Genomic DNA, 22,123 nt, shown 5'->3' on the forward strand with positions numbered 1-22,123 from the left:
GCGGTCAAGCACGCGGCTTCCCGGGGCCGGGTTCGGCAGGCCGGCCGAGGGAAAGATCGAGCAGCCGCCCCTCGAACAGCCGGTCGCGGGACGTGGCGATATGGGCTTCCATGCGGGTCCGGGCGGCCTCGGCGTCGCGATCCGCGATCGCCGAAAAAATCCCGCGATGCTCCTCCAGCACGCCGCGCAGTCCGGATCGCGGACCCTGCAGGGCGAGGCCGTGGATCGTCATGCCCACGGCGATGTGCGGTTGCAGCGCCTCCAGGCAAGCCGCGTAATAGTGGTTGTTCGACGCGGCTGCGATCGCGTGATGAAAGGCGAAATCGGCATCCGCCCGGTGCTGCTCCTGCCGGGTCGCCACACTGAGCCGGTCGAGCGCTGCCGCGATCCGGCCGAGGGCGTCGGCATCGCGGCGCAGAGCCGCGTGAAAGGCGGCATCCGGCTCGAGGGAGAGGCGGAACTCGTAGCAGCGCTGGATGTCCGCGATGCTCTCCACCGGGGCGAAGCCCAGGGGCGGAGGCGCCACCCGCGGCCGCACGAAGCTGCCCGCCCCCTGCCGCGAGACGATGGCGCCCTCCCGGCGCAGCCGGTCGAGGGCCGCCCGGACCACGGGACGCGAGACCTGGAAGCGCGCCGCGAGGTCGTGCTCGCTCGGTAGCCGCGTGTCGGGTCCGTAGGTGCCGTTCCCGATCCCCGTGAGGAGCGCGTGATAGATGCCGTCGGCCAGGGAGCCGGGCCGGTTCGGATCCGCGCCGCGGCGCGCCGGCCGCTCCGGCGCCTCCGCCCGGTCGGGCGGACCGGACAGGGATGAGGACACCGCCGACGACATCCGGGGCTGCCTCCAGGGATCGAGCCAGGCTGCGTCAAGTCAGCGATGAACCGCGCCGCTTGTCAACATTTGTACGATCCGGGGCGCGAGTTGCGCCTGCTTGTCAAAAGGTTGTAGCAGCCGGCCCGGGGGATGAGCGGGTGCCGAAGGCCCGGAACAGGGTGGCACCGGGAGGGCGAACCATGCAGATTCCCATCAAGCGTTCCCTGGAGCGCGTGCCCGGCGGCCTGATGGTGGTGCCGCTGTTCCTCGGCGCGATCCTCCACACGCTCTTTCCCAACACGGCGACGTTCTTCGGCTCGTTCACCGGTGCGCTCTTCAACGGGGCCCTGCCGATCCTGGCGGTGTTCTTCGTCTGCATGGGCGCGGGCATCGATTTCCGCGCTACCCCGGCGATCGCCCGCAAGGGCGGCGTTCTGCTGGCCGCCAAGGTCGGCATCGCGGCGCTCATGGGCGTGGTGTTCGGCCATGTCCTCGGCGAGGCGCCGGTGGTCGGGGGCGCCTTCGCGGGAATCTCGACGCTGGCGATCGTCGCCGCGATGAACGACACCAATGGCGGGCTCTACCTCGCCCTGATGGGCCAGTTCGGCCGCCCGAAGGATGCGGGCGCCTACGCGATCATGAGCCTCGAATCCGGGCCGTTCCTCACCATGGTCACCCTCGGGCTGGCGGGCCTGTCCGCCTTCCCGTGGCCGACGCTGGTGGGCAGCATCCTGCCGCTGGTGATCGGGATGATCCTGGGCAACCTCGACCGCGACATGCGCGCCTTCCTGTCGGGGGCGGCGCCGGTGATGATCCCGTTCTTCGCGTTCGCCCTCGGCTTCGGGCTCGACCTCGCCAAGATCTGGCAGGCGGGCCTGCTCGGCATCGGCCTCGGCGTGGCGGTGGTGGCGGTCACGGGGGCGGCCCTGTTCGTCGCCGACCGGCTCACCGGAGGCAATGGCGTCGCCGGGGTCGCGGCGGCCTCCACCGCGGGCAACGCCGCCGCCGTGCCGGCGATCATCGCGGCCGCCAATCCGGCCTACGCGGAGGCTGCCGGTCCCGCCACCGTGCTGGTGGCGGCGAGCGTGGTGGTCACGGCGCTGCTCGTGCCGCTCCTGACCGCCTTCGTGGCGGCGCGCGTCGGTTCGGACGCAGACGGGCTGGAGCCGGGGCACGAGCCGGTCCCGCCGCCCGCGCCGAGCGCGCCCTGAGGCGAATCCCGCGGCGCACCGCGTGCCGGCCGCGACCGGCGGCAACCGAAGGGCCCGAGTCCGGTTGTCCCTTCGAAGAGCCCGGTATGGCCGCGGCTCACGGCGAACCGGAGCGGGCACAGCATGTCCACCGAATTCAGGGGCAAGACGCATATCGACATCTACGACCGTCCCACCCGCGAGGAATGGGCGCAGCGTTTCGGCGTCAGCGAGGAGAGGCTGCGCAAGGCGGTGACCATGGTCGGGAGCCGGATCACGAGCGTGGCCGCCTATCTCGACAAGCCGGCCTCCTGAGATCGGCCGCGTCATGGACGTGCCCCCTGATTTCCGTCCGCCTCCGGATCTTCCGGCGGCGGGGACGACGCTGCCCGAACCCGCGACCGGTCCCGACGAGGCTGCGCCTCAGCCTCCGGCCCCGTCGCCCGATGCCATCACGTTCGAGCAGATCCGCGAGCGGGCCTACGAACTCTGGGAGCGCAACCACCGGCCCGAGGGCTTCGAGATCGAGTTCTGGCTTCTGGCCGAGCGGGAACTGCGCAAGGAGCGCGATCGCCGGAAGGCCGGCGAGGCACCGACAGCCCCGAGATCCGATGCGCAGCCGACCTGACGAGGTCCGGTCGGAGCGCGCATCCTGACGGTGCCCGAGGGGGCGTGCTCACGGCTCGTCCCGGCACGCCGTCGGCCGCTGCTGCCGCCCGCGCACCGCGACGAATCTCCGGCTGCAAGCCTTCCGTGAAGGCTTCGCCCGGCGCTCAGGCGCGGCGCCGTGCGGCAGGAACCCGCATTCGGCACGCCCTCCAGGCCCGGGATGGCACACGGGTTGCTGGCTCTGCAGGCCGACGAGCCCGCCCTTGGTGTAAGGCCTACGGCTTCGCAGGCAGGCCTGCCGTCGGAGCCGCTGAGTCCATGACCGATCTCGCCACCCTCAACCGCATGGACGCGCCGGCCTTCGAAGCGCTCCTCGGTCCCGTCTTCGAGCACGCGCCCTGGGTGGCACGGGGCGCCTGGGCCCGGCGCCCCTTCACCGGGATTGCGGATCTGCACGCCGCGATGATGGCGGTGCTGCGCGCCGCGCCCGCCGAGACCCGCCGCGCCTTCCTCAACGGTCACCCGGAGCTCGCCGGGCCGGAGGCACGCGCCCGAACTCTCACCGCGGATTCGGCGAGCGAGCAGGGAAGCGCCGGCCTCGACCGCATGGAGGCGGCCGACGCCGCGGCGTTCGACCGCCTGAACGCCGCCTATCGCGCGCGCTTCGGCTTCCCCTTCATCATCGCGGTGCGGGGCCGGGGACGGGCCGAGATCCGGTCCGTCTTCGAGGCCCGGCTCGGACAGGATCCGGAGGCCGAGGAGGCGACCGCGCTGGGCGAGGTCGCCCAGATCACCCGGATGCGCCTGGAGCGCCTGATCACGCCGTGAGACGGCGCCGCGCGGCTTTGCCGGAGCCGGCCGGGCCTCAGGCCTCGATCGCCGCCCTGGCTTCCTTCACAGCCGCCTCGAAGGCGACGAACGCCGTGGTCGCCGAATCCCAGGCCTGGCTGCGCACGTGGCGGACCAGGGCCGCCGCCTGTTCGCGGGCCTGGGTCAGGGGCTTCTCGATGGCGGCCGGCCGCGTCGCGTCGGCGGGGATCCCCTCCGGCGGCGTGTCCGTGGACCGCATGCCGACCAGGGTCGCCGCGATGGCGCGGCGCCAGGCGGCGCAATCCGCCGCCAGGCGGATCACCCGCTCATCCGCCGAGGCGCCGGCCTGACGGTCGAGCAGGGTGCGGCCGAGATCCTCGATCCGTCCGAGCTGCGCGAGGGCGTCGCCGATCTCCCGGCGCGCCTTGTCGGTGCCTTCCGCGATGCGGCTGACATTCTGGGCGATGTCGCCGGTGGCCTGCATCTGCTGGCCGAGGATCTCCGAAGCCTCGCGCATCTGCGCCGCGACATTGGCCACGGCGCCGCTCTCCGCCTCGACGCGGGCATTGGCCCGCACCATCGCGGCCGCGCCCGCCTCGACCGCGCCGCGGCTGCGCGTCACCGCGGCCTGCATCGCCGCCATCTCCTCGCGCAGGCCGCTGACCCGGGCCCGGATCTCGTCGGTCGCCTTGGCGGTCTGCGCCGAGAGCGTCTTCACCTCGGCGGCGACCACCGCGAAGCCGCGTCCGGCCTCGCCGGCCCGCGCCGCCTCGATCGTGGCATTGAGCGCCAGCAGGTTGGTCTGGGCCGAGATCGCCGCGATGGTGCCGGCCATCTCCTCGATGCGCAGGGCGGCGGTCGAGAAGCTGTCGAGCCGGCTTCCGATTTCCTCGGTGCCCTCCTCGATCCCGCGCATGCCGGCGGTGGCGCGGTGGAGGTCGCCCACGCAGGTGGCGATGCCGGCCCGGGCCGTCTCGGCGGTCTCGGCCGCCGAGGAGGAGCGGGCGGCGATCTCACCCGTGGTCGCCGCGAGTTCCTCGCTGGCCGCCGCGATGAGACGGGCCTGCTCGGCGGTCCCGGAGGCGTCGTGGGTCATCCAGCCGATCGAGGTGCCGGCATCGGACGCCGAAGCGGACAGGCGCGCCAGGAGGGACAGCCACTCTCGATCGAAGGCCGGCTCTGCGGCGGGATTCGGCGCCGGAGCGACTGGAACCGCCACCGCCGCCTCAACGGGCGCGGTCGCCGACACCGGGATTGCAAGCGCGTCAGGGGTCTGACGCTGCCGGCGCAAACTGAACATGCGGGCCTCTCCGACATCTTAATCGGCCGGCATGGTCACACAGAACCTTCAACCAAAGGTGAAGGCTAGACTAGTCTCTCAAAGACCCTTGCACCGCATTGGTGCGGTGCAGCGCGTTCTCTGCGAGAAGTTGCGCCCCCGGATAGCGATCTATCAGGGGGCGCAATGCTTTATTCTCCGGTCAGAGCCGCCTTGGTGCGCGACCACCAGCCCGCGCGCTTGGGCCGGTCCGGATCGGTGGGCGGCGTCAGCACGATCGCCACGGGCTCGGGGACCGGTTCGGCGGGCGCAGCCTCGGGCGGCGCGGCGGAAGCCTGCGCGCCTGCGCTCTCCCGATCGGCCGGCGCCGGGGTCTCGGCCGGGGCCACCGGCAGGTCCACCGCCGTCTCGGTGCCGCCCGAGGCCGGGGCGGCCTCGGCTGCCTCGACCGCCTCGGCCACCGCCTGAGCGCTCACCGGCTCCTCCGCCGAGAGGGCGACGGCATCGCCCGCCGCCTCGGGCGCCTCGTCCTTCTCGGCGCCGTCGCGCGACCGGCCCTCGCTGCGTCCACGCCCACCCCGGCGTCCGCGACGACGGCGGCGCCCGCCCTCATCGTCGGTGCGGGACGCCTCGTCGGCACCCGCCACGGTCTCGTCGGCTTCCCCGGCTTCCGCCGCGACGGCCTCGACCGGTGCCTCGGTGCCGGCCGGCTGCTCGCCGTCCCACGCCTCGCCCCGGCCGGTCTCGTCCGAGCTGTCCCGGCCGTCGTCCTGGCCGTCCTCCTGGCCGTCGTCCTGGCGCTCGTCGTCGCCGCGCTCCTCCTCGGAGCGGCCATCCTCGGAACGGCCCTCCTGTCGGCCGCCCCGGCGGCGACGGCGGCGGCGGCGGCGGCGGCCGTCGCCGTCCTCGCGCGGCCCGTCCTCGCGGGCCTCGGCGCGGCCCTCGTCGGCCTCGCCCTCGGATTCCGTCTCGGCCTCGGCCTCGTCGGCCTCCTCGTCCTCGTCCTCGAACTCGGTGGTCGGCGAGATCGCCTGGGCGCGCACGCCCGTCACCGGACCCTCTGCCCGCTGGGCCGGCTCGCCGCGGTCGAGCTGGAACGCGGCGGTGGCGGCCAGCCGCTCGTCGGCCGCGATCGTGATCGTCACGCCGAAGCGCAGCTCCAGCTCGCGCAGGTGCCCGCGCTTCTGGTTGAGGATGTAGAGGGCGACCTCTGTGCGGGTGCGCAGGACGAGGTTGTGGGAGGCCGACTTGAGCAGCGCCTCCTCGATGGAGCGCAGGATGTGCAGGGCCACCGACGCGGTGGCGCGCACGAAGCCCGAGCCGCCGCAATGGGCGCAGGGGATCGAGGAGGATTCGAGCACGCCGGTGCGGATGCGCTGGCGGCTCATCTCCATCAGGCCGAAGGGCGAGATCCGGCCCACCTGGATGCGGGCGCGGTCGTTCTTCAGGCACTCGTTGAGCTTCTTCTCGACGGCGCGGTTGTTCCGCTTCTCCTCCATGTCGATGAAGTCGATGACGATCAGGCCCGCGAGGTCGCGCAGGCGCAGCTGCCGGGCGACCTCCTCGGCGGCCTCCAGGTTCGTCTTGAGGGCCGTGTCCTCGATATCGTGCTCGCGGGTGGCGCGGCCCGAGTTCACGTCGATCGAGACGAGCGCCTCGGTCGGGTTGATCACGAGGTAGCCGCCGGACTTCAGCGAGACGTGGCTGGAGAACATCGCGTCGAGCTGCTGCTCGACCCCGAAACGGGCGAAGATCGGCGTCGGGTCGCGGTACGGCTTCACGACCTTGGACTGGCCGGGCATCAGCATCCGCATGAAGTCCTTGGCCTCGCGGTAGGCGTCCTCGCCGGCGACCAGAACCTCGTCCAGATCCTTGTTGTAGAGGTCGCGGATGGCGCGCTTGATCAGCGAGCCCTCCTCGTAGACCAGAGCGGGGGCCATCGAGGTCAGCGTCAGCTCGCGGACCGATTCCCAGAGCCGCATCAGGTACTCGAAGTCGCGGGCGATCTCGGGCTTGGAGCGCGAGGCGCCGGCGGTGCGCAGGATGACGCCCATCCCCTCGGGCACCTCCAGGTCCTGCACGACCTCCTTGAGGCGCTTGCGGTCGGCCGCCGAGGTGATCTTGCGGGAGATGCCGCCGCCCCGGCCCGTGTTGGGCATCAGCACCGAGTAGCGGCCGGCGAGCGACAGGTAGGTGGTGAGCGCCGCGCCCTTCGTGCCGCGCTCCTCCTTGACCACCTGCACCAGGATGATCTGGCGGCGCTTGATCACCTCCTGGATCTTGTACTGGCGGCGGTAGTGGCGGGGCCGCTCGGGAATCTCGGCCAGCGCGTCGCCGTTGCCGCCGACCTGGGCGATCTTGGGCTCGGCGTCGGGGTCGTCGGAATCCTCGTCCGACTCATCCTCATCCTCATCCTCGTCGGACTCGTCCTCGTCGTCCTCCGACTCGTCCTCATCCTCATCGTCGTCGGATTCCTCGTCGTCCTCGTCGGACGCCTCATCCGCCTCGTCGTCGACCGGCTCGGCGGTCTCCTCCGCGAAGGTCCCGGCCGGCGCGTCGGCGACGGTCAGCGCCTCCGCCACGGCGATGCGGGCCTCGGGCTCGACCGGCGCGTCCTGATCGGTGGCGTCCTCCTCGGAGGCGACGGGCTCGTCGGCCACCGGTGCGCCCCTGTCGGCCGCCTGCCCCTCGGCGGGGGCGGCCTCGAACGGCGCCTCGGCCGCGGGCTCGGCGGCCTGTGCCGGCTCGTCATGGAAAGCGGCGATGTCGCCGGCGGCGGTCTCGGAGGCGAGGGCCTCCCGCACGGCCTCGGGGTTCTCGGCGAGGGTATCGGGCTCGACGGCCGGGTCGATCCCCGCTTCCGTCCGGATCTCGGCGTGATCCTCGGCCAGATCTTCGGTTCGGGACACCTCGTGCCCGTCCTCGGCGCTCACGGTCTCGTCGGCGCCGCGGGCCCGGGCCTCGGCGCGGCGGCCGCGGGAGCGGCGCGGCGACCGGCGGCGGCGCTCCTCGCGATCGCGGTGCTCCTCGGCGTCGCGGGCCTCCTCCTCGAGGAGCGCCTGCCGGTCGGCGAGCGGGATCTGGTAATAGTCGGGGTGGATCTCGTTGAAGGCCAGGAAGCCGTGGCGGTTGCCGCCATACTCGACGAACGCCGCCTGGAGCGACGGCTCCACGCGGGTGACCTTGGCGAGATAGATGTTGCCACGCAGCTGACGCCGGTTGGCGGCCTCGAAGTCGAACTCCTCGACCCTAGACCCGTGGACCGTGACGACCCGGGTCTCCTCCGGGTGCATCGCGTCGATCAGCATTTTGTTGGCCATGTCGGACTCTCGGCATGGCGGCCGACGTCGTTCTCCGTGCCCGTGGTCCCGGCGGCGCCTCGCCCGACGTCAAACCTGTCGGGTGGGGTGCCGGCCTCGTCGCCGAGGCGGATGGGTTCGAGGGGAAATTGCCGTCAACCGCCGTTCGGCGCCCTGGGCGCCTGGGGTTGAAACAGGCCGGGAGGAGGGACGGACCGGTGCGACGCGCCTCTTGCGCCTCCGGGGCACGCGCAGCGCTATGCTGGGCCGTGCGTCCGTCCATCGTGGTCCCGACCTCGCGAAACAATCTCGGCCGGATGGGGACCGGCCGTGAATTCTGGGGTGCGGCGGAGAAGCTCCGCCGCGTCGTGCGACACCTGCCCGATCGCGGGCGACACCCGTCGCCGCCAAGCGGACCGACTGGGCCCACCGCGACACCGCGACCGTTTTCGCAAGGAATTCGGTCGCGTCCGCGGGCCGTTGCGGCGACCGGCGGGACCGGAGAGGGTCCTCATCATTACAGACGGCTGCGCGGATTTGGCAAGGGTCAAGCGTGAATAGATGTCACGGGGCTGTCACGGCGCGCGGTCCTTTTGCGCCGAACGCAGCGATTCCATGCCCGGCAGGTTCGGATCGGCTGTCCGATCCACGCCTTCATCCCGAGGTGCGGGAGGCGCAGCGCAGGCCCCGCAGGAGCCCTCCGGCCGGCCGCGCGATCCCTGGAGCCCGCCTTCGAGACCCGCTGACGCGGGCCCCTCAGGATGAGGGGGCGGGTGGGATCACCCGGTCATCCTGTCCGGAGAGCGCTGTCGCGCATCGTGCATGTTCGTGGCGAGCGCTCGACCGACGGCATCCGTCACTCCGCCGCCTCCAGCCGCGGCGCCACCCCGGCGAGCGCCGCGGGTTTCGGGCCGCCGGTCGCCCAGTCGAGCAGCTCGACCGTGTGGACGATCGGGATGCCGGTGCCCTTCCCGATCTGCGTCGCGCAGCCGATATTGCCGGTGGCGATCACGTCGGGGCGCACGCGCTCGATATTGGCGACCTTCCGGGCGCGCAGCTTCAGCGCCAGTTCCGGCTGCAGGATGTTGTAGGTCCCCGCCGAGCCGCAGCAGATATGGCCCTCGGGCACGTCCTTCACGGTAAAGCCCGCGCGCTTGAGCAGCGTCTTCGGCTCGGTGCGGATGCCCTGGCCGTGCTGCATCGAGCAGGCCGAGTGGTAGGCCACCACGAGATCGCTCTCGGCAACCGGCGCGAGGTCGAGCTGGGCGACGTACTCGGTGACGTCCTTGGCCAGGCTCGAGACCCGCCGCGCCTTCTCGGCATAGGCCGGGTCGTCGCGGAACATGAAGCCGTAATCCTTGATGGTCGTGCCGCAGCCCGAGGCCGTGACCAGGATCGCGTCGAGGCCCTTGGCGATCTCCGCATCCCAGGCGTCGATCGTCTGCTTGGCGTGGGCGTGGGCGGAATCCTCCTTGCCCATGTGGTGGGTCAGCGCCCCGCAGCAGCCCTCCGCGGCGTGGACCACCTCGATGCCGTGCCGGTTGAGCAGCCGGATCGCGGCGGCGTTGAAGTCCGGCCGCAGCACGCTCTGGGCGCAGCCGCGCAGCAGGGCGACGCGCTTGACGGCCTGTCCGCCGGCCGGCGGGAACCGGCCCGGCCGGTTGGTCGGCTCGCGGGGCGGCATCCCGGCGGGGGCGAGGTCGAGCATGGCGGCGAGGCGGTTGCCGACCCGCGGCAGCCGCGCCACCAGCCCCCGGAACGGCGCGCCGAGCTTGGCGGCGGTGAGCGCGAGGCGGAAGCGGTTCGGGTAAGGCAGGACCTGGGCGAGCACGGCACGCAGGAACCGGTCGCCGGCCGGCCGCGCGTAGGTCGCCTCGATATGAGCCCGGGCATGGTCGACGAGGTGCATGTAATGCACCCCCGACGGGCAGGTGGTCATGCAGGACAGGCAGGAGAGGCAGCGGTCGACATGCTTGACCACCTCCGGCGAGGCCGGCTTGCCGCCCTCCAGCATGTCCTTGATCAGGTAGATCCGGCCCCGCGGGGAATCGAGCTCGTCGCCGAGCAGCAGGTAAGTCGGACAGGTCGCCGTGCAGAAGCCGCAATGCACGCAGGTCCGCAGGATCTTTTCCGAGGCCGCCATGGCGGGATCGGCGAGCTGGGCGGGGGCGAAATTGGTCTGCACGGTCTCTTCCTGCCTGCTCTCCTCCCCCCTTGCGGGGCGGAGTTTCGGGATCGCGGATCCCGCGAGGGGGTGGCGCAGGAGGCACCGTTGCGCCCGGTCCTCAGCCGCCCCATTCCTGGCCCCTCCCCGTAGGGGGAGGGGATGAACCTCAAACCTGCGCGTACATCCGGCCCGGGTTGAGCACCCCGGCGGGATCGTGCGCCGCCTTGATGCCGGCGGTGAGCCGCATCAGCGGCTCGGCCAGCGGCTGGAACACCGGCACGGCGGCGCGCACGGCGTCGGGCGCGCGGACCAGCGTGGCGTGGCCGCCCTGCGCCTCCACCGCCCGGCGCACTGCATCGGCGCCGGCATCGCCCTCGGCACCGGTGGCGAGCCAGATCAGGCCGCCGCCCCAGTCGAAGAACCAGCGGGCATCGCGCTCCGCCGCGACCGCCGCCGCCAGGGCCGGCCCGTGGGTTGGCGCCGTGGAGATCCGCCAGAGGGCGGACTCCCGGGGCTCGGCCAGGGGCGCGGCGTCGCGCACGGACCGCCAGAGGGCGGCGCCGTCCTCGCCGTCCACGATCTCGGGCTGGCCGTAGCGCTTGAGCAGGCGGCGCAGCTCGCCCGTGCGGTATGCGATGGAGTCGGAGAAGCCTTCGAGGCGCATCAGGGTCCGCGCCTCCGGGCCGCCGATCCCCGCCGGCAGATGCGCGGCGCCCGTGAGTTCGAAGGGCGAGCCGAGGGCCTCCGACAGGGCCGTCACCGCCCGGGCATCGTCCAGGCCGGGGAAGATCAGGGTCGCCACGCGCTCGCAGGCCGGCAGCACCTTGAAGGTGACCTCGGTCAGCAGGCCCAGCGTGCCGTGGGCGCCGGCCATCAGCTTCACGAGGTCGAGCCCGGTGACGTTCTTCATCACCCGGCCGCCCGACTTGATCGCTTCGCCCCGTCCGTTGATGAAGCGCACGCCGATCAGGCTGTCGCGGGCCGCCCCGGCATTGATCCGCCGGGGACCGGCATTGTTGATCGCCGCCACGGCCCCGAGGGTCGGTTCGCCGGTGCTGCCGTAGAGGCCGCGCAGGTCCATCGGCTCGAAGGGGAGCATCTGGCCCCGGGTGGCGAGCAGCGCCTCGACCTCGGAAAGCGGCGTCCCGGCCCGGGCCCCCACCACCATCTCGGCGGGCTCGTAGAGCGTGACCCCGGTGAGTGCCTTCGCGGAGAGTGTCGCGTTGTCCTGCGCGGGCCGGCCGAGCCCCGCGGCGGTGCCGCCGCCGGCGAGCCGCAGGCGCTCGCCGCGCCCGGCGGCCGCCCGCACGATCTCCCCGGCCTCCGCCTCGGTGCCGGGCTCGTAGACGCCCATCGTTTCCGTCCCGGTCCTGTTTGTATCCATTCCAGGACGGGTGTCGCCGGATCCGGCGGCGGATTCAAGCGCAGGTGGAGTCGCGGGGTTTCAGCGGCCGGGTTTCCACTGCGCCGCCGCTGTGCGGCGCCCGCGCGCCGTGAGCCTACTCCGCCGCCGCCGTCCGGCGCGGACGCAGACGTGCCAGGACCTCGCGGCGCAGGCCGGCGATGTCGAAGAGCCAGACCAGCGCCCCGTAGAGGCCCATCCCGGCCGGAACCAGGATGGCCAGCGCCAGGGCGGGCGGCAGGTGCCGGAAGGGGGCAAGGGCCAGGCCCATCGCCGCGCAGGCGAGGGCCGCCACCCCGATCTCCCCCCAGGGCAGCGCGATGCGCTCCGGGCCGGCGAGCGCGCGCCAGCCGAGCCACAAACCGGCGGCCGCGAGGCCCGCACTCTGCGCCAGCGCGACGCCGATCCCGCCCATCCGATCCGGCAGGACCAGCAGGCCGGCGCCGTTCACCGCCAGACCGACCAGGGCGGCGGCGACCACCGGCAGGGTCCGGCGGCGGATCTGGAAGACCGGATTGAGGGCGTAGAACATCATCGACAGGCAGAACAGGCCCGGCATCAGCACGATGCTGTAGGTCTCGAACGGCCCGCGATAGGCGTCCGGCACAACCAGCCCCTGGAGCGCCGGCAGCACGGCCCAGAAGCCGACCGCGCAGGGGGCCAGCAGGGCGAACACGGTGCCGGCATTGGCTGCGACCTGCGCCTCGGCGGCGGTGCGGCCGCTCTGCTCCTCGGCCTGCACGGCGAGCTGGAACAGCAGCAGGTCGAGGGCGGTGCCCAGCGTCATCAGCGCGCGCCCGGTGACGTCGGCGGCCAGGGCGAAATAGCCGGCCTCGGCGAAGCCGGCATGGCCCGCAATGGCGCCGCGGTTGACGAAGGCGAGGCATTGATAGGCGGTGTTGGCGGCGATGAGCGGCAGGCCGTAGCGCGCGAAGACCCGCCAGGTCGCCGACAGGCGCGGTCGCTCGAAGGGCGTGCGCGGATCGCGCAGAGGGTGGCGCAGCAGCAGCACCGCCAGGAGCTGGCTGAGCCCGGCGGCCGCCAGAACCCAGGCCGGCTGGGGCAGCCACCAGGCCGCCGCCGCCATCAGGGCAAAGGACAGGACGTTCTTCACCGCGACGAGGCCGAGATAGAGCTTGCCGTCGAACCGCGCCCGGGCGAGGGCCGCGTGGTAGTCGAACACGCCGATCCCCAGCGCCGCGATGCCGGTGCCGCACAGAACCGCCTCGCGCCCGTCGGCGCCGCCGGCAAAGCCGAAGGCGCCGCACAGGGCGGCGGCGGCGAGCAGCAGCAGGCCGATGCGCAGATAGGCCCGGTCGAGTCCGTGGCGGATCCAGGGCTCGTCGACGCGCACGCGTCCCGAGTAGAACCGCGTCGCCGACAGGCGCAGCCACTCGAACAGCACCGTGTTCAGCACGATGGCGCCGGTGGTCGCGAAGGCGAACCGGCCGAAATCGGCCGGCCCCAGCAGCTTGGCGATCAGCAGGCCGAGGACGAAGTTGAGCCCCGCATTGATGACGAAGGCGACGATCACGGCCATGGACGGCGTCTCATGAGCTGCGGGATCTCTCGGGTCATCCCGCGCGCTGTAGCGCGGGAGCCGTAAAACTCTCCTAACCGGGCGGGATCAGGGCGGACGGCCTCACAAGGCCCGCTCGTAGCGCCAAGCCTCCATCCCGTCCTCGTAATAATCGGGCCGCACCGCGAAGCGGGTATAGCCCCGGCGCTGGTAGAGGCGGATGCCGGCGCCGTTATCGGCGCGCACCTCCAGCCGGAGCCGATCGCAGTCCTGGGCGCGGGCGCGGGCCTCCGCGGCGTCCAGGAGCCGGCCGCCGAGGCCGAGGCCGCCGCGGTTCGGCGCCACCGCGATCGAGGCCAGGCGGGCGATCCGGCTGCTGCGCCGCCGCTCCAGCACTGCGGCACCAACCAGGACCGGGGTCGGATCCCCGTCCGGCGCATCGATCAGCGCCGCCAGCACGTCCATGGTGGGCGACAGGATCGCGTGGCGGATCGCCCGGCGCTCGGCCCGGTCGGTGGCGAAGGCGGCGTGCTCCAGGGCGACCAGGGCGTCGAGATCGGCGAGCGTGGCGGTGCGGATCCTCGGCTCGGGGCACCCGTCGCCGACTGGATTGCGCAGGGGCGCGCTCACGCCCGCGCCGTTGCGGAGGATCTGATCGGCCCGGCCATCTTGTGCTCGCCTGCGTCTTCTGCCCGACCGGTCAGATGCCCGCTTCCGCCCCGCTTGGGAAGTCCGGACGGCCGGATCGGCGCCAGCGAGATGCGGCGTTTTTGCAACGGGCCGCGCAGGGTGTGAATTCCGGGCGGAAAAGCGGGCGTTGCGGAGCCTCTTCCCCTTGCCGCGCGGGGCTCGTCTCCGTATATGCGCCCTGCCCAATTTCGCACGTGCCTGTGGCCGCGTGTCGGTTGGTGGGCATCCGGTCAACTGCCGGACAGCCGCCAGGGGTCTTAAAGGATCGATGGTCGCAAGGGTGGATCCCTACGGCCGGCATCCAGGTGGCAACACCGGACCCCGACAACAACCGGCAGCCGGAGGCGAAACCGGCGAACCCCGCTCTCCACGGGGGACGCAGCTTAAAGCAACGACGAACGGGCTTTTTTGGTCTCGTCGGCCCTCCACAGGCCGGCACCGAAGAGGCTTGTTTCTCTTTGCCCGGCGTGCGGTGGGGGTCCTCCCTTCCAATCCACGGCAGCTTCCGGGTGCTCTGCGCCCGCACTGATGCACGCGTCTCCAAAGCGCGTGGGTCCGCGCGACGCATCGCCCCCTGACGCCGGCGGCCCGTTCGGGCCGTCATCTTCGACAGCGCGCCCCGCGTAAGGGCGCTCGCGAACCCGTGCCGGGAGACGACCATGACCGACCGCATCCGTGACTTCCTGCGCGTGCGCCGCGACCTCGGTCAGGACGAAGGCCCCGTGATGGTCCTCGATCTCGACGTCGTGCGCGACAACTACACCGCCTTCGCGCGGTCCCTGCCGGACACCCGGGTGTTCTATGCCGTGAAGGCGAACCCGGCCCCCGAGGTGCTGCGCCTGCTCGCCGAGATGGGCTCCTGCTTCGACACCGCCTCGGTCGCCGAGATGGAGATGGTGCTGGCCGCCGGCGCCACCGCCGACCGGATCTCCTACGGCAACACCATCAAGAAGGAGCGCTGCATCGGCCGCGCCCTGAAGCTCGGCATCCGCCTGTTCGCGGTCGACTGCCAGGCCGAGGTCGAGAAGATCGCCCGGGCCACCGACGCGCTGGGCGTGCCGGCCGGCGAGGTGCGGGTGTTCTGCCGCATCCTGTGCGACGGCGCGGGCGCCGACTGGCCACTCTCGCGCAAGTTCGGCTGCGTGCCCGAGATGGCCGCGGACGTGCTGGAACACGCCCATCGCCAGGGGCTCGAGGCCTACGGGATCTCGTTCCACGTCGGCTCGCAGCAGGGCAACACCGAGGCCTGGGACGGGGCGCTCGGCTCGGCGGCGGCGATCTTCCGCGAGTGCGCGGAGCGCGGCATCGGCCTGTCGATGGTCAATCTCGGCGGCGGCTTCCCGACCAAGTACCTCAAGGCGGTGCCGGGCGTGGAGAGCTACGGCGAGGCGATCTTCCGGGGCCTGACCAAGCATTTCGGCAACCAGATCCCCGAGACGATCATCGAGCCGGGCCGCGGCATGGTCGGCAATGCCGGCCTGATCGAGGCCGAGGTCGTGCTGGTCTCGAAGAAGTCCGCCGAAGCCGACGAGGTCCGATGGGTCTATCTCGACATCGGCAAGTTCGGCGGCCTGGCCGAGACCATGGACGAGGCGATCCGCTACCCGATCCGCACCGCGCGGGACGGGGACGCGACCGAGCCCTGCGTCATCGCCGGTCCGACCTGCGACTCGGTGGACGTGCTCTACGAGCGGCAGCTCTACCCGCTGCCGGTCTCGCTCTCGATCGGCGACAAGGTGCTGATCGAGGGCGCGGGCGCCTACACCACGACCTACGCGGCGGTGGCCTTCAACGGCTTCCCGCCCCTTCAGCAGATCGTCATCTGACCTGCTGCAGAAGATCCCGGCAGCCCTCGGCTGCCGGGACTGATCTCCCGCTGCCGCACTGACGGAAGGCGCTCGACCGTCCGTCACACCGTCGCTTCTCCCGCTTTCCGGCCCGGGGAGGGCACAGCCATGATCGAGATCCGCGCGGAGCATTGCCACGACGTCCCGGCGCGCGAGCGCCTGCTCGACGCGTGCTTTCCCGGCAACCGACGCGCCAAGACCTCGGAGCGCCTGCGCGAGGGCCGTCTGCCGGCCCGCGGCCTCGCCTTCGCGGCGATGCGCGCCGGGCGGCTCGTCGGCACCCTGCGGCTGTGGCACGTCGAGGCCGGGCTCGCCCGGCCGGCGCTGCTGCTCGGCCCGCTCGCGGTCGATCCGGCGATCCAGGGGCAGGGGCTCGGCTCGGTGATGATGCAGGCGGCCCTCGGCCGGGCCGAATCGCTGGGCCACGGCGCCGTGCTGCTGGTCGGCGACGCGCCCTACTATGCCCGCTTCGGCTTCGACCGGGCGCTCGCGGAGGGCCTGACCCTGCCGGGCCCGTTCGAGCGCGCGCGCTTCCTCGGGCTGGAACTGCGCGCGGGCGCCCTGGCGGGGGCCGAGGGGCTGGTCCGGGCGACCGGCGTGCTGTCGCCGGTCGAGGCGGTGGCGAACGAGGCCCAGGTCGCGCGACGACGCGCCGCCTGAGCGCGGACGCCACGCGCCGCCGGGGTCAGATCGGCTCTCCCAAACGCGACCTCATCCTGAGGTGCCCGCGTGAGCGGGCCTCGAAGGAGCCCTCCCGCCAGGCGCGCGATCCCTGGAGGCCTCCTCCGGGGCCTCCGCCGCGCTCCGGCGCCTCGGGACGAGGGAGAGGGTTGGACGGGCGCCCGCCCCGGATGGCGCAGCCCCGGCATGCGCCCGTCGATGGCCGCGTCCACGGCCCTGGCCGGCCTCATGCATTGCGCCGGGCGCCCGCGATCCCGCATAGACGGGGCGCCGGCCTCCGGAGAAGGTTGTTCGACCGATGCAGATCGCCACGCCCTACCTGATGTTCCTGGGCGACGTGCCCGACACGCTGGCGGCCAAGACCGCCTACGGGATCAAGGACTGGCGCCCCGAATGGTGCGTCGGTCAGATGCGCCTGCCGGGCTGTGCCGCCGATCTCGGCATCCCCGACATGACCCTGCCCGAGGCCCTGGCGAAGGGCTGCCGGACCCTGGTGATCGGCGTCGTCAATGCCGGCGGCGTGCTGCCGGACCATTGGGTCAAGGAGATCGTCGCGGCGATCGAGGCGGGTCTCGACGTGGCGAGCGGCCTGCACGTCAAGCTCGGCGCGGTGCCGGCCATCGCGGAGGCCGCCGCCCGGCGCGGCCGCCAGCTCCACGATGTCCGCCACACCGACGAGCGCTTCCCCACGGGCAAGGGTACCAAGCGGGCGGGGCGGCGCCTGCTCACCGTCGGGACCGATTGCTCGGTCGGCAAGAAGTACACCGTGCTGGCCCTGGAGCGCGGCATGCGCGAGCGCGGCCTCGACGCGGATTTCTGCGCCACCGGCCAAACCGGCGTATTCATCTCCGGCAAGGGCGTCGCCATCGACGCCGTCGTGGCCGACTTCATCTCCGGGGCCGTCGAGACGATCTCGCCGGAGGCCGCCCCGAACCACTGGGATCTGATCGAGGGTCAGGGCTCGCTCTACCACCCGTCCTTCGCCGGCGTGAGCCTCGGCCTGCTGCACGGCGCGCAGGCCGACGCCTTCGTGGTCTGCCATGAGCCGACCCGCACCACGATGCGCGGCGTGAAGCACCCCCTGCCGACCATCCGGCAGGTCATCGACCTCACCGTGCAGCTCGGCAGCCTGACCAACCCGGCGATCAAGCCGGTGGGCATCGCGGTCAACACCCAGGCGCTCGCCGAGGGGGAGGCCCGGGCGCTCCTCGAGACACTCGCGTCCGAGCACGACCTCCCCGCCACCGACCCGGTGCGCTTCGGCGTCGACGGGCTGGTCGACCGGATCGTCGCCGACTTCCCGGCGATCTGATACCGCTGCCTGCGCTGGCTCCGACACCGTCTTTGCGAGCACAGCGAGGCGATCCAGGGTAGCGCCACGGGCTCCAGCGCCGCGCATCACCGGGTCGCTTCGCTCGCGATGACGGCGCGGACTGCATCGACCGAAGGCTCCAACCGGGAAACCCGACGCCATGGCCCGCCGTCTGACCCTCGCCGTCGAGCGCTTCCCGATCGCGGGGGCCTTCACGATCTCCCGCGGCAGCCGCACGGAGATCGCCGTGGTGGTGGCGACGATCACCGACGGGGACCGGATCGGGCGCGGCGAGTGCGTGCCCTATCCGCGCTACGGCGAGAGCGTCGAGAGCGTCAGCGCCCTGATCGAGGTGCAGGCGGAGGCGATCGCTTCCGGGATCGACCGGGACGCGCTGATGGCGCGCATGAAGGCCGGCGCGGCGCGCAACGCCCTCGACTGCGCGCTGTTCGACCTTGAGGCGAAGCTCCAGGGCCGCCCCGCCTGGGCGATCGCCGGCTTGCCGGCGCCGCGTCCGGCCATCACCGCCTACACGCTGAGCCTCGGCACACCCGAGAGCATGGGCGCGGCCGCCCGCACGGCGGCGCACCGGCCGCTGCTCAAGGTCAAGCTCGGCGGGGGTGGGGACCCGGAGCGCATCGCCGCCGTGCGGGAAGGTGCCCCCAAATCCCGGCTGATCGTCGATGCCAACGAGGCGTGGCGGCCGGAAAACGTGGAGGCCAATCTCGCCGCCTGCCTGAAGGCCGGCGTCGCGCTGATCGAGCAGCCACTGCCGGCCGATGCCGATTCCCTGCTCGCCGAAATCGCGCATCCGGTGCCGGTCTGCGCCGACGAGAGCCTGCACGACCGCGCCGGGCTCGACGCGCTCGCCGGGCGCTACGACGCGATCAACATCAAGCTCGACAAGACCGGCGGCCTGACCGAGGCGGTGCTCCTCGCTCGCGAGGCGCGGGCGCGGGGGCTCTCGGTCATGGTCGGCTGCATGCTCGGCACCTCGCTCGGCATGGCACCCGCGGCGCTTCTGGCCGAGGGAGCCGATTTCGTGGATCTCGACGGGCCGCTGCTGCTGGCCCGCGACCGCGACCCCCCGCTCCGCTACGAAGGCAGCCTCATGCACCCGCCCACGCCGGAGCTGTGGGGGTAGGGCAGATAAGCTCGCGCCGTTCCCGGTCGGCTTAGGACGGGGTCGATGGCCGCGTCCTAAGCCGCGCCTCCGAAGCTTTTCACCCGCTCCGCCACGTCGTCATCCGGGCTCCTCTCTGCAGCCCCGGGATGACGGCGGCATGGCCGGTCGCTGGCCGGAAGGCGGTGCCCCGCCCTGTGGAGATCCCCGGGTGCGAGGATAGGGATCGCCCCGGCTGTCACCGCCGGGGCATCACAAAGGGTTTGGGATTAGGTATACCAGAAGGCTTGCGTTCCGCCCGCCCGGCTGCCATCCATCGCGGGTGCGATGGGGGCCGCGGCGGAGACGCGCTGTTCCCAGCAGCCAGACAACACACAGCAGTCTTCAATGCTGGGGAGGAACGACGTGGCCAGAAACATCCTGATCCTGGGGGCCTCCTACGGCTCGCTGCTCGGAACCAAGCTCCTGATGGCCGGTCACAACGTGACCCTGGTCTGCCGCAGGAAGACCGCCGACCTGATCAACCGCGAAGGGACCGAGGTCCGCATCAAGCTGCGCGACGAGAAGGAACACCGCGCGATCCACTCGCGCGACCTGCCCGGCAAGGTCGACGCGATGCCGCCGGAGGACGTCGACGTGTCGCGCTACGACCTCGTCGGCCTCGCCATGCAGGAGCCGCAATACAACAACCACACGATCCGCGTCCTCATGATCAAGATCGCGGCGGCGAAGCTGCCGTGCCTGTCGATCATGAACATGCCGCCGCTGCCCTACCTCAAGCGGATCCCGGCGCTCGCCGCCATGGACCTCGAGGACGCCTACACCAATGCCGGCGTGTGGGACCGGTTCGAGCCGGGCCTGGTGTCGCTCTGCTCCCCCGATCCGCAGGCCTTCCGGCCGCCCGAGGAGGAGGCCAATGTCCTCCACGTCGGCCTGCCGACGAACTTCAAGGCCGCGACCTTCGAGGACGAGGCGCACAACACGCTTCTCCGCGAGCTGGAGGCCGATATCGACGCCGTGCGCCTCGACGGGCACGACGTGCCGGTGAAGCTCAAGGTGTTCGACTCGCTGTTCGTGCCGCTCGCCAAATGGTCGATGCTGCTCACCGGCAATTACCGCTGCATCACCCCGGGCGAGCCGCAATCGATCCACGACGCCGTCCACGGCGATCTGGCGCGCTCGCGGGCGATCTACGACCATGTCGATGGGATCGCCCGGAAGCTCGGTGCGGATCCCGCCGATCAGGTACCGTTCGAGAAATACGCCAAGGCCGCCGAGAGCCTGCTGAAGCCGTCCTCTGCGGCGCGCGCCGTGGCGAACGGGGCGCCCTACATCGAGCGCGTTGACCTGCTGGTGAAGCTGATCTCGCACCAGCTCGGCGAGCCGAACGCCGAGATCGACCGCACCGTCGAGACCGTCGACCGGAAGCTCGACGAGCGCATCATCGAGGGCTAACGGGCGCGTCCTCGGGCGCGACGCCGCGCGGCGTCGCGCCGTCAGCACGAGCGTAGCGCCGTGACCCGGAACGGCGCGCCGTCAGTCGGCCTGGCGCTTCTCGATCGCTTCGCTCCGCTTGCAGAGACGGCCTGCGAGCCGTCCTACTCCGCCAGATCCAGGAAGTGCCGCCCCTGCCGGTCGTCGATCTCGATGATCCAGAGATCGGAATCGAACCGGATCTCCTTGGTCAGGCGCTCCTCCACGTCGAGCGGGCTGCCGCCGGTGACGATCGCGGCGAAGCGGCGGTCACCGCTCTCCTCGGCCTCGAACAGGGCCTGCGGCGCCGGTCCGTAGAGGTCGGCGCTGCCGTCGAGCCGATCGACCTTCACGAAAATCGCGCCCGCCTCCGCGGATCCGCGCCGGCGCAGCACGGCCGGGATGCCCGCGACGTCCAGGCGCCGCAGATGGGCCGAAACCCAGAAATCGGAGCGCAGGCGCATGCGTCTGTGGCCCTGTGAAGATCGGCGCGCCGCAGGATGGGCGGTCCGATACGGCGGTCGGATCCTGAACCCCGGGGTCCAGAGCGGTGCTGCATCCGCCATGCGCGAAAGCGCCCGTTCGAGCAACCTCGGGCGCGCCGCACGGCTCCCTGAAGCCGCAACGGTTCCAGGCGCAGAATATTCCGCCGAAAAAATCAGTATTTTTCGGGATTAAAAAAGAACTGAACGATGTGTGTTGGCGCACATCTATAGTATTTCCTGCTGATTAACTGAGCAAAGGGCGCCCGAATTCGCATGTCACGATGATTTAAGGAGCACTCCGATGTGGAGAATGACCTCGCTCGCGACGCTGGTCGTCGCCTGCCTGTGCGGTGTTGCGCCGTCGGCCCACGCCCGTTCGGAGACGCTCATGAATTTACTGGACAACCGCGACTCCGCGTCTTGCCCGCGCTACCAGCGCACGCCGCAGGATCGCTGCAACATCGTCGTGCATCGGCCCGGCGGTAATCCCACGCAGGACATGACCGGATCGATCGGCCACGCGAAGTCCTGGCAGGCCAATGGCGGTCCGCGCTGCAAGACGATCTGCCGGTTCACCGGCACGCAATATTGAGGGCTGCGCCTCCGAACGCCCCATGATCGGCCCCCGCGCCCGCGCGGGGGCCGCCCGATCGCGCTAGCCGTGGCCCGCCCGGGCGATCAACTCGCGCAGGGTCCGGCCCGTCGCCTCTCCGGTCACCGGCAGCTTGGCACTGCGCTCGAACTTCTCGATCGCCGCGCGCGTGCCCGGGCCCATCGCGCCGTCGGGCTTCACCGCGTAGCCGAGCTTCGACAGGGCTTTCTGCACCCGCAGCACCGGATCGCGGTCCGTCTCGGACTTGGCCGTCTCGGGCTTAGCCGTCTCGGACTTGGCCACCTTGGCGTCCTTCGTCTCCTTCGCAGCGGGCTTGGCCGCCGCCCGGACCGGCGACGCTCGCGGGGTGACCGAGGCGGTGGTCTCCTCCGACCGGATCAGCTCGCCGATCGCGTCCCGGGCCGCCGGCTTGGCGGGGGGCGGCGCGGCGGCGCGGTCGGCCTCGATGACGCGAACCGGATCCCGCCCCGCGTCCCGGACGGGCTCCTTGGCGGCCGGAACCGCCTCCCGCGGGGCAGGTGCCTTCTGGGCGAGCTTCGGCAGGATCGGCGCCGGATGGCGTCCGGACTGGTAACCGAGGGCGTTGACGCAGACGAAGCCCGCAGCCGCCACGGCGACGAGGCTGCCGAGAACGGTGCCCGGGCTGGTCCGGCAGGTGGCTCCCGTCGCCTTCAGCGCGCCGACGAGGACGGCGCGCCAATCGCCCTGGACGGTGGCGCGGCGCGGCCCGGGAGCGCGCGCGCGGCCGGGTTCGCCCGGTACGGTGATCTCGCGGTAGCCTGACATCCTATCTCCTTCCGGGGGATCTGCGGA

General features: G+C 71.9%; 19 protein-coding genes. 10 read left to right on the plus strand and 9 right to left on the minus strand.

Annotation, left to right across the window (positions count from 1 at the left end; genetic code table 11):
- Positions 1–4: 4 nt before the first annotated feature.
- Complete coding sequence (locus BLT59_RS20020) at positions 5–829, minus strand: FadR/GntR family transcriptional regulator (RefSeq protein WP_091784374.1); 825 nt, start codon at positions 827–829, stop codon at positions 5–7.
- A 182-nt stretch (positions 830–1,011) separates the two neighbouring features.
- On the opposite strand from BLT59_RS20020, the gene BLT59_RS20025 reads away from it, so the two are divergent.
- The 4 genes from BLT59_RS20025 (at position 1,012) to uraD (ending at position 3,438) form a co-directional block, all read left to right on the plus strand.
- Positions 1,012–2,022 carry a 2-keto-3-deoxygluconate permease gene (locus BLT59_RS20025; RefSeq protein ID WP_091784377.1) on the plus strand — a complete coding sequence of 337 codons (1,011 nt, stop codon included), beginning with the start codon at positions 1,012–1,014 and terminating at the stop codon, positions 2,020–2,022.
- Positions 2,023–2,145: 123 nt separating this feature from the next.
- The gene (locus tag BLT59_RS20030; protein WP_091784380.1) at positions 2,146–2,316 is read left to right on the plus strand and encodes a DUF3606 domain-containing protein; all 171 of its coding nucleotides are present in this window, start codon (positions 2,146–2,148) and stop codon (positions 2,314–2,316) included.
- Positions 2,317–2,329: 13 nt separating this feature from the next.
- Positions 2,330–2,629: a DUF2934 domain-containing protein gene (locus BLT59_RS32260; protein WP_091784383.1), complete on the plus strand. Its 300-nt coding sequence runs from the start codon at positions 2,330–2,332 to the stop codon at positions 2,627–2,629.
- A gap of 299 nt (positions 2,630–2,928) precedes the next feature.
- Entirely contained in the window at positions 2,929–3,438 is a 510-nt protein-coding gene (gene uraD / locus BLT59_RS20040; RefSeq protein WP_091784385.1) for a 2-oxo-4-hydroxy-4-carboxy-5-ureidoimidazoline decarboxylase, read from the plus strand.
- Positions 3,439–3,475: 37 nt separating this feature from the next.
- On the opposite strand, the gene BLT59_RS20045 is transcribed toward uraD, so the two are convergent.
- From BLT59_RS20045 to BLT59_RS20070, 6 genes are all read right to left on the minus strand, one after another.
- Positions 3,476–4,720, minus strand: coding sequence for a methyl-accepting chemotaxis protein (locus tag BLT59_RS20045; protein WP_091784388.1), 1,245 nt, complete (start codon positions 4,718–4,720; stop codon positions 3,476–3,478).
- A 170-nt stretch (positions 4,721–4,890) separates the two neighbouring features.
- A complete protein-coding gene (locus BLT59_RS20050) occupies positions 4,891–8,019 on the minus strand; it encodes an Rne/Rng family ribonuclease (RefSeq protein ID WP_091784391.1) in 3,129 nt (1,042 codons plus the stop codon).
- Positions 8,020–8,854: 835 nt separating this feature from the next.
- A complete protein-coding gene (gene glcF / locus BLT59_RS20055) occupies positions 8,855–10,183 on the minus strand; it encodes a glycolate oxidase subunit GlcF (protein WP_091784394.1) in 1,329 nt (442 codons plus the stop codon).
- A 148-nt stretch (positions 10,184–10,331) separates the two neighbouring features.
- Positions 10,332–11,519, minus strand: a complete 1,188-nt coding sequence (locus BLT59_RS20060) for an FAD-binding protein (protein ID WP_091784396.1) — start codon at positions 11,517–11,519, stop codon at positions 10,332–10,334.
- 145 nt (positions 11,520–11,664) lie between these two features.
- A complete protein-coding gene (locus BLT59_RS20065; RefSeq protein ID WP_091784399.1) occupies positions 11,665–13,107 on the minus strand; it encodes a lipopolysaccharide biosynthesis protein in 1,443 nt (480 codons plus the stop codon).
- A gap of 102 nt (positions 13,108–13,209) precedes the next feature.
- Positions 13,210–13,716, minus strand: coding sequence for a GNAT family N-acetyltransferase (locus BLT59_RS20070; protein ID WP_091784402.1), 507 nt, complete (start codon positions 13,714–13,716; stop codon positions 13,210–13,212).
- A gap of 719 nt (positions 13,717–14,435) precedes the next feature.
- On the opposite strand from BLT59_RS20070, the gene BLT59_RS20075 reads away from it, so the two are divergent.
- From BLT59_RS20075 to BLT59_RS20095, 5 genes are all read left to right on the plus strand, one after another.
- Entirely contained in the window at positions 14,436–15,602 is a 1,167-nt protein-coding gene (locus BLT59_RS20075; RefSeq protein WP_091784405.1) for a type III PLP-dependent enzyme, read from the plus strand.
- A 129-nt stretch (positions 15,603–15,731) separates the two neighbouring features.
- Complete coding sequence (locus BLT59_RS20080; RefSeq protein ID WP_091784408.1) at positions 15,732–16,283, plus strand: GNAT family N-acetyltransferase; 552 nt, start codon at positions 15,732–15,734, stop codon at positions 16,281–16,283.
- Between the two features lie 319 nt (positions 16,284–16,602).
- The gene (gene dgcN / locus BLT59_RS20085) at positions 16,603–17,616 is read left to right on the plus strand and encodes an N-acetyltransferase DgcN (RefSeq protein ID WP_091784411.1); all 1,014 of its coding nucleotides are present in this window, start codon (positions 16,603–16,605) and stop codon (positions 17,614–17,616) included.
- A 160-nt stretch (positions 17,617–17,776) separates the two neighbouring features.
- Positions 17,777–18,760, plus strand: coding sequence for an N-acetyl-D-Glu racemase DgcA (dgcA, locus tag BLT59_RS20090; RefSeq protein WP_091784414.1), 984 nt, complete (start codon positions 17,777–17,779; stop codon positions 18,758–18,760).
- A gap of 384 nt (positions 18,761–19,144) precedes the next feature.
- Positions 19,145–20,194 carry a ketopantoate reductase family protein gene (locus tag BLT59_RS20095; protein WP_091784417.1) on the plus strand — a complete coding sequence of 350 codons (1,050 nt, stop codon included), beginning with the start codon at positions 19,145–19,147 and terminating at the stop codon, positions 20,192–20,194.
- A 143-nt stretch (positions 20,195–20,337) separates the two neighbouring features.
- Here the strand turns inward: BLT59_RS20095 and BLT59_RS20100 are convergent, their stop codons facing one another.
- Positions 20,338–20,676, minus strand: coding sequence for a DUF1491 family protein (locus BLT59_RS20100; RefSeq protein ID WP_091784420.1), 339 nt, complete (start codon positions 20,674–20,676; stop codon positions 20,338–20,340).
- Between the two features lie 322 nt (positions 20,677–20,998).
- Between BLT59_RS20100 and BLT59_RS20105 the strand changes: the two genes are divergently transcribed.
- Positions 20,999–21,289: a hypothetical protein gene (locus BLT59_RS20105; RefSeq protein ID WP_091784423.1), complete on the plus strand. Its 291-nt coding sequence runs from the start codon at positions 20,999–21,001 to the stop codon at positions 21,287–21,289.
- 63 nt (positions 21,290–21,352) lie between these two features.
- Here the strand turns inward: BLT59_RS20105 and BLT59_RS20110 are convergent, their stop codons facing one another.
- Positions 21,353–22,096 carry a peptidoglycan-binding domain-containing protein gene (locus BLT59_RS20110; RefSeq protein ID WP_091784426.1) on the minus strand — a complete coding sequence of 248 codons (744 nt, stop codon included), beginning with the start codon at positions 22,094–22,096 and terminating at the stop codon, positions 21,353–21,355.
- Between the last annotated feature and the right edge of the window lie 27 nt (positions 22,097–22,123).

The sequence above is a fragment of the Methylobacterium sp. UNC378MF genome (genome assembly GCF_900103195.1).
Lineage (GTDB): Bacteria > Pseudomonadota > Alphaproteobacteria > Rhizobiales > Beijerinckiaceae > Methylobacterium.

What these genes read in the sequence shown, in the direction of transcription:
- BLT59_RS20020 (WP_091784374.1), bottom strand. Translation starts at nt 829, where the DNA reads ATGTCGTCGGCGGTGTCCTCATCCCTGTCCGGTCCGCCCGACCGGGCG.
- BLT59_RS20025 (WP_091784377.1), top strand. Translation starts at nt 1,012, where the DNA reads ATGCAGATTCCCATCAAGCGTTCCCTGGAGCGCGTGCCCGGCGGCCTG.
- BLT59_RS20030 (WP_091784380.1), top strand. Translation starts at nt 2,146, where the DNA reads ATGTCCACCGAATTCAGGGGCAAGACGCATATCGACATCTACGACCGT.
- BLT59_RS32260 (WP_091784383.1), top strand. Translation starts at nt 2,330, where the DNA reads ATGGACGTGCCCCCTGATTTCCGTCCGCCTCCGGATCTTCCGGCGGCG.
- uraD (WP_091784385.1), top strand. Translation starts at nt 2,929, where the DNA reads ATGACCGATCTCGCCACCCTCAACCGCATGGACGCGCCGGCCTTCGAA.
- BLT59_RS20045 (WP_091784388.1), bottom strand. Translation starts at nt 4,720, where the DNA reads ATGTTCAGTTTGCGCCGGCAGCGTCAGACCCCTGACGCGCTTGCAATC.
- BLT59_RS20050 (WP_091784391.1), bottom strand. Translation starts at nt 8,019, where the DNA reads ATGGCCAACAAAATGCTGATCGACGCGATGCACCCGGAGGAGACCCGG.
- BLT59_RS20060 (WP_091784396.1), bottom strand. Translation starts at nt 11,519, where the DNA reads ATGGGCGTCTACGAGCCCGGCACCGAGGCGGAGGCCGGGGAGATCGTG.
- BLT59_RS20065 (WP_091784399.1), bottom strand. Translation starts at nt 13,107, where the DNA reads ATGGCCGTGATCGTCGCCTTCGTCATCAATGCGGGGCTCAACTTCGTC.
- BLT59_RS20075 (WP_091784405.1), top strand. Translation starts at nt 14,436, where the DNA reads ATGACCGACCGCATCCGTGACTTCCTGCGCGTGCGCCGCGACCTCGGT.
- BLT59_RS20080 (WP_091784408.1), top strand. Translation starts at nt 15,732, where the DNA reads ATGATCGAGATCCGCGCGGAGCATTGCCACGACGTCCCGGCGCGCGAG.
- dgcN (WP_091784411.1), top strand. Translation starts at nt 16,603, where the DNA reads ATGCAGATCGCCACGCCCTACCTGATGTTCCTGGGCGACGTGCCCGAC.
- dgcA (WP_091784414.1), top strand. Translation starts at nt 17,777, where the DNA reads ATGGCCCGCCGTCTGACCCTCGCCGTCGAGCGCTTCCCGATCGCGGGG.
- BLT59_RS20100 (WP_091784420.1), bottom strand. Translation starts at nt 20,676, where the DNA reads ATGCGCCTGCGCTCCGATTTCTGGGTTTCGGCCCATCTGCGGCGCCTG.
- BLT59_RS20105 (WP_091784423.1), top strand. Translation starts at nt 20,999, where the DNA reads ATGTGGAGAATGACCTCGCTCGCGACGCTGGTCGTCGCCTGCCTGTGC.
- BLT59_RS20110 (WP_091784426.1), bottom strand. Translation starts at nt 22,096, where the DNA reads ATGTCAGGCTACCGCGAGATCACCGTACCGGGCGAACCCGGCCGCGCG.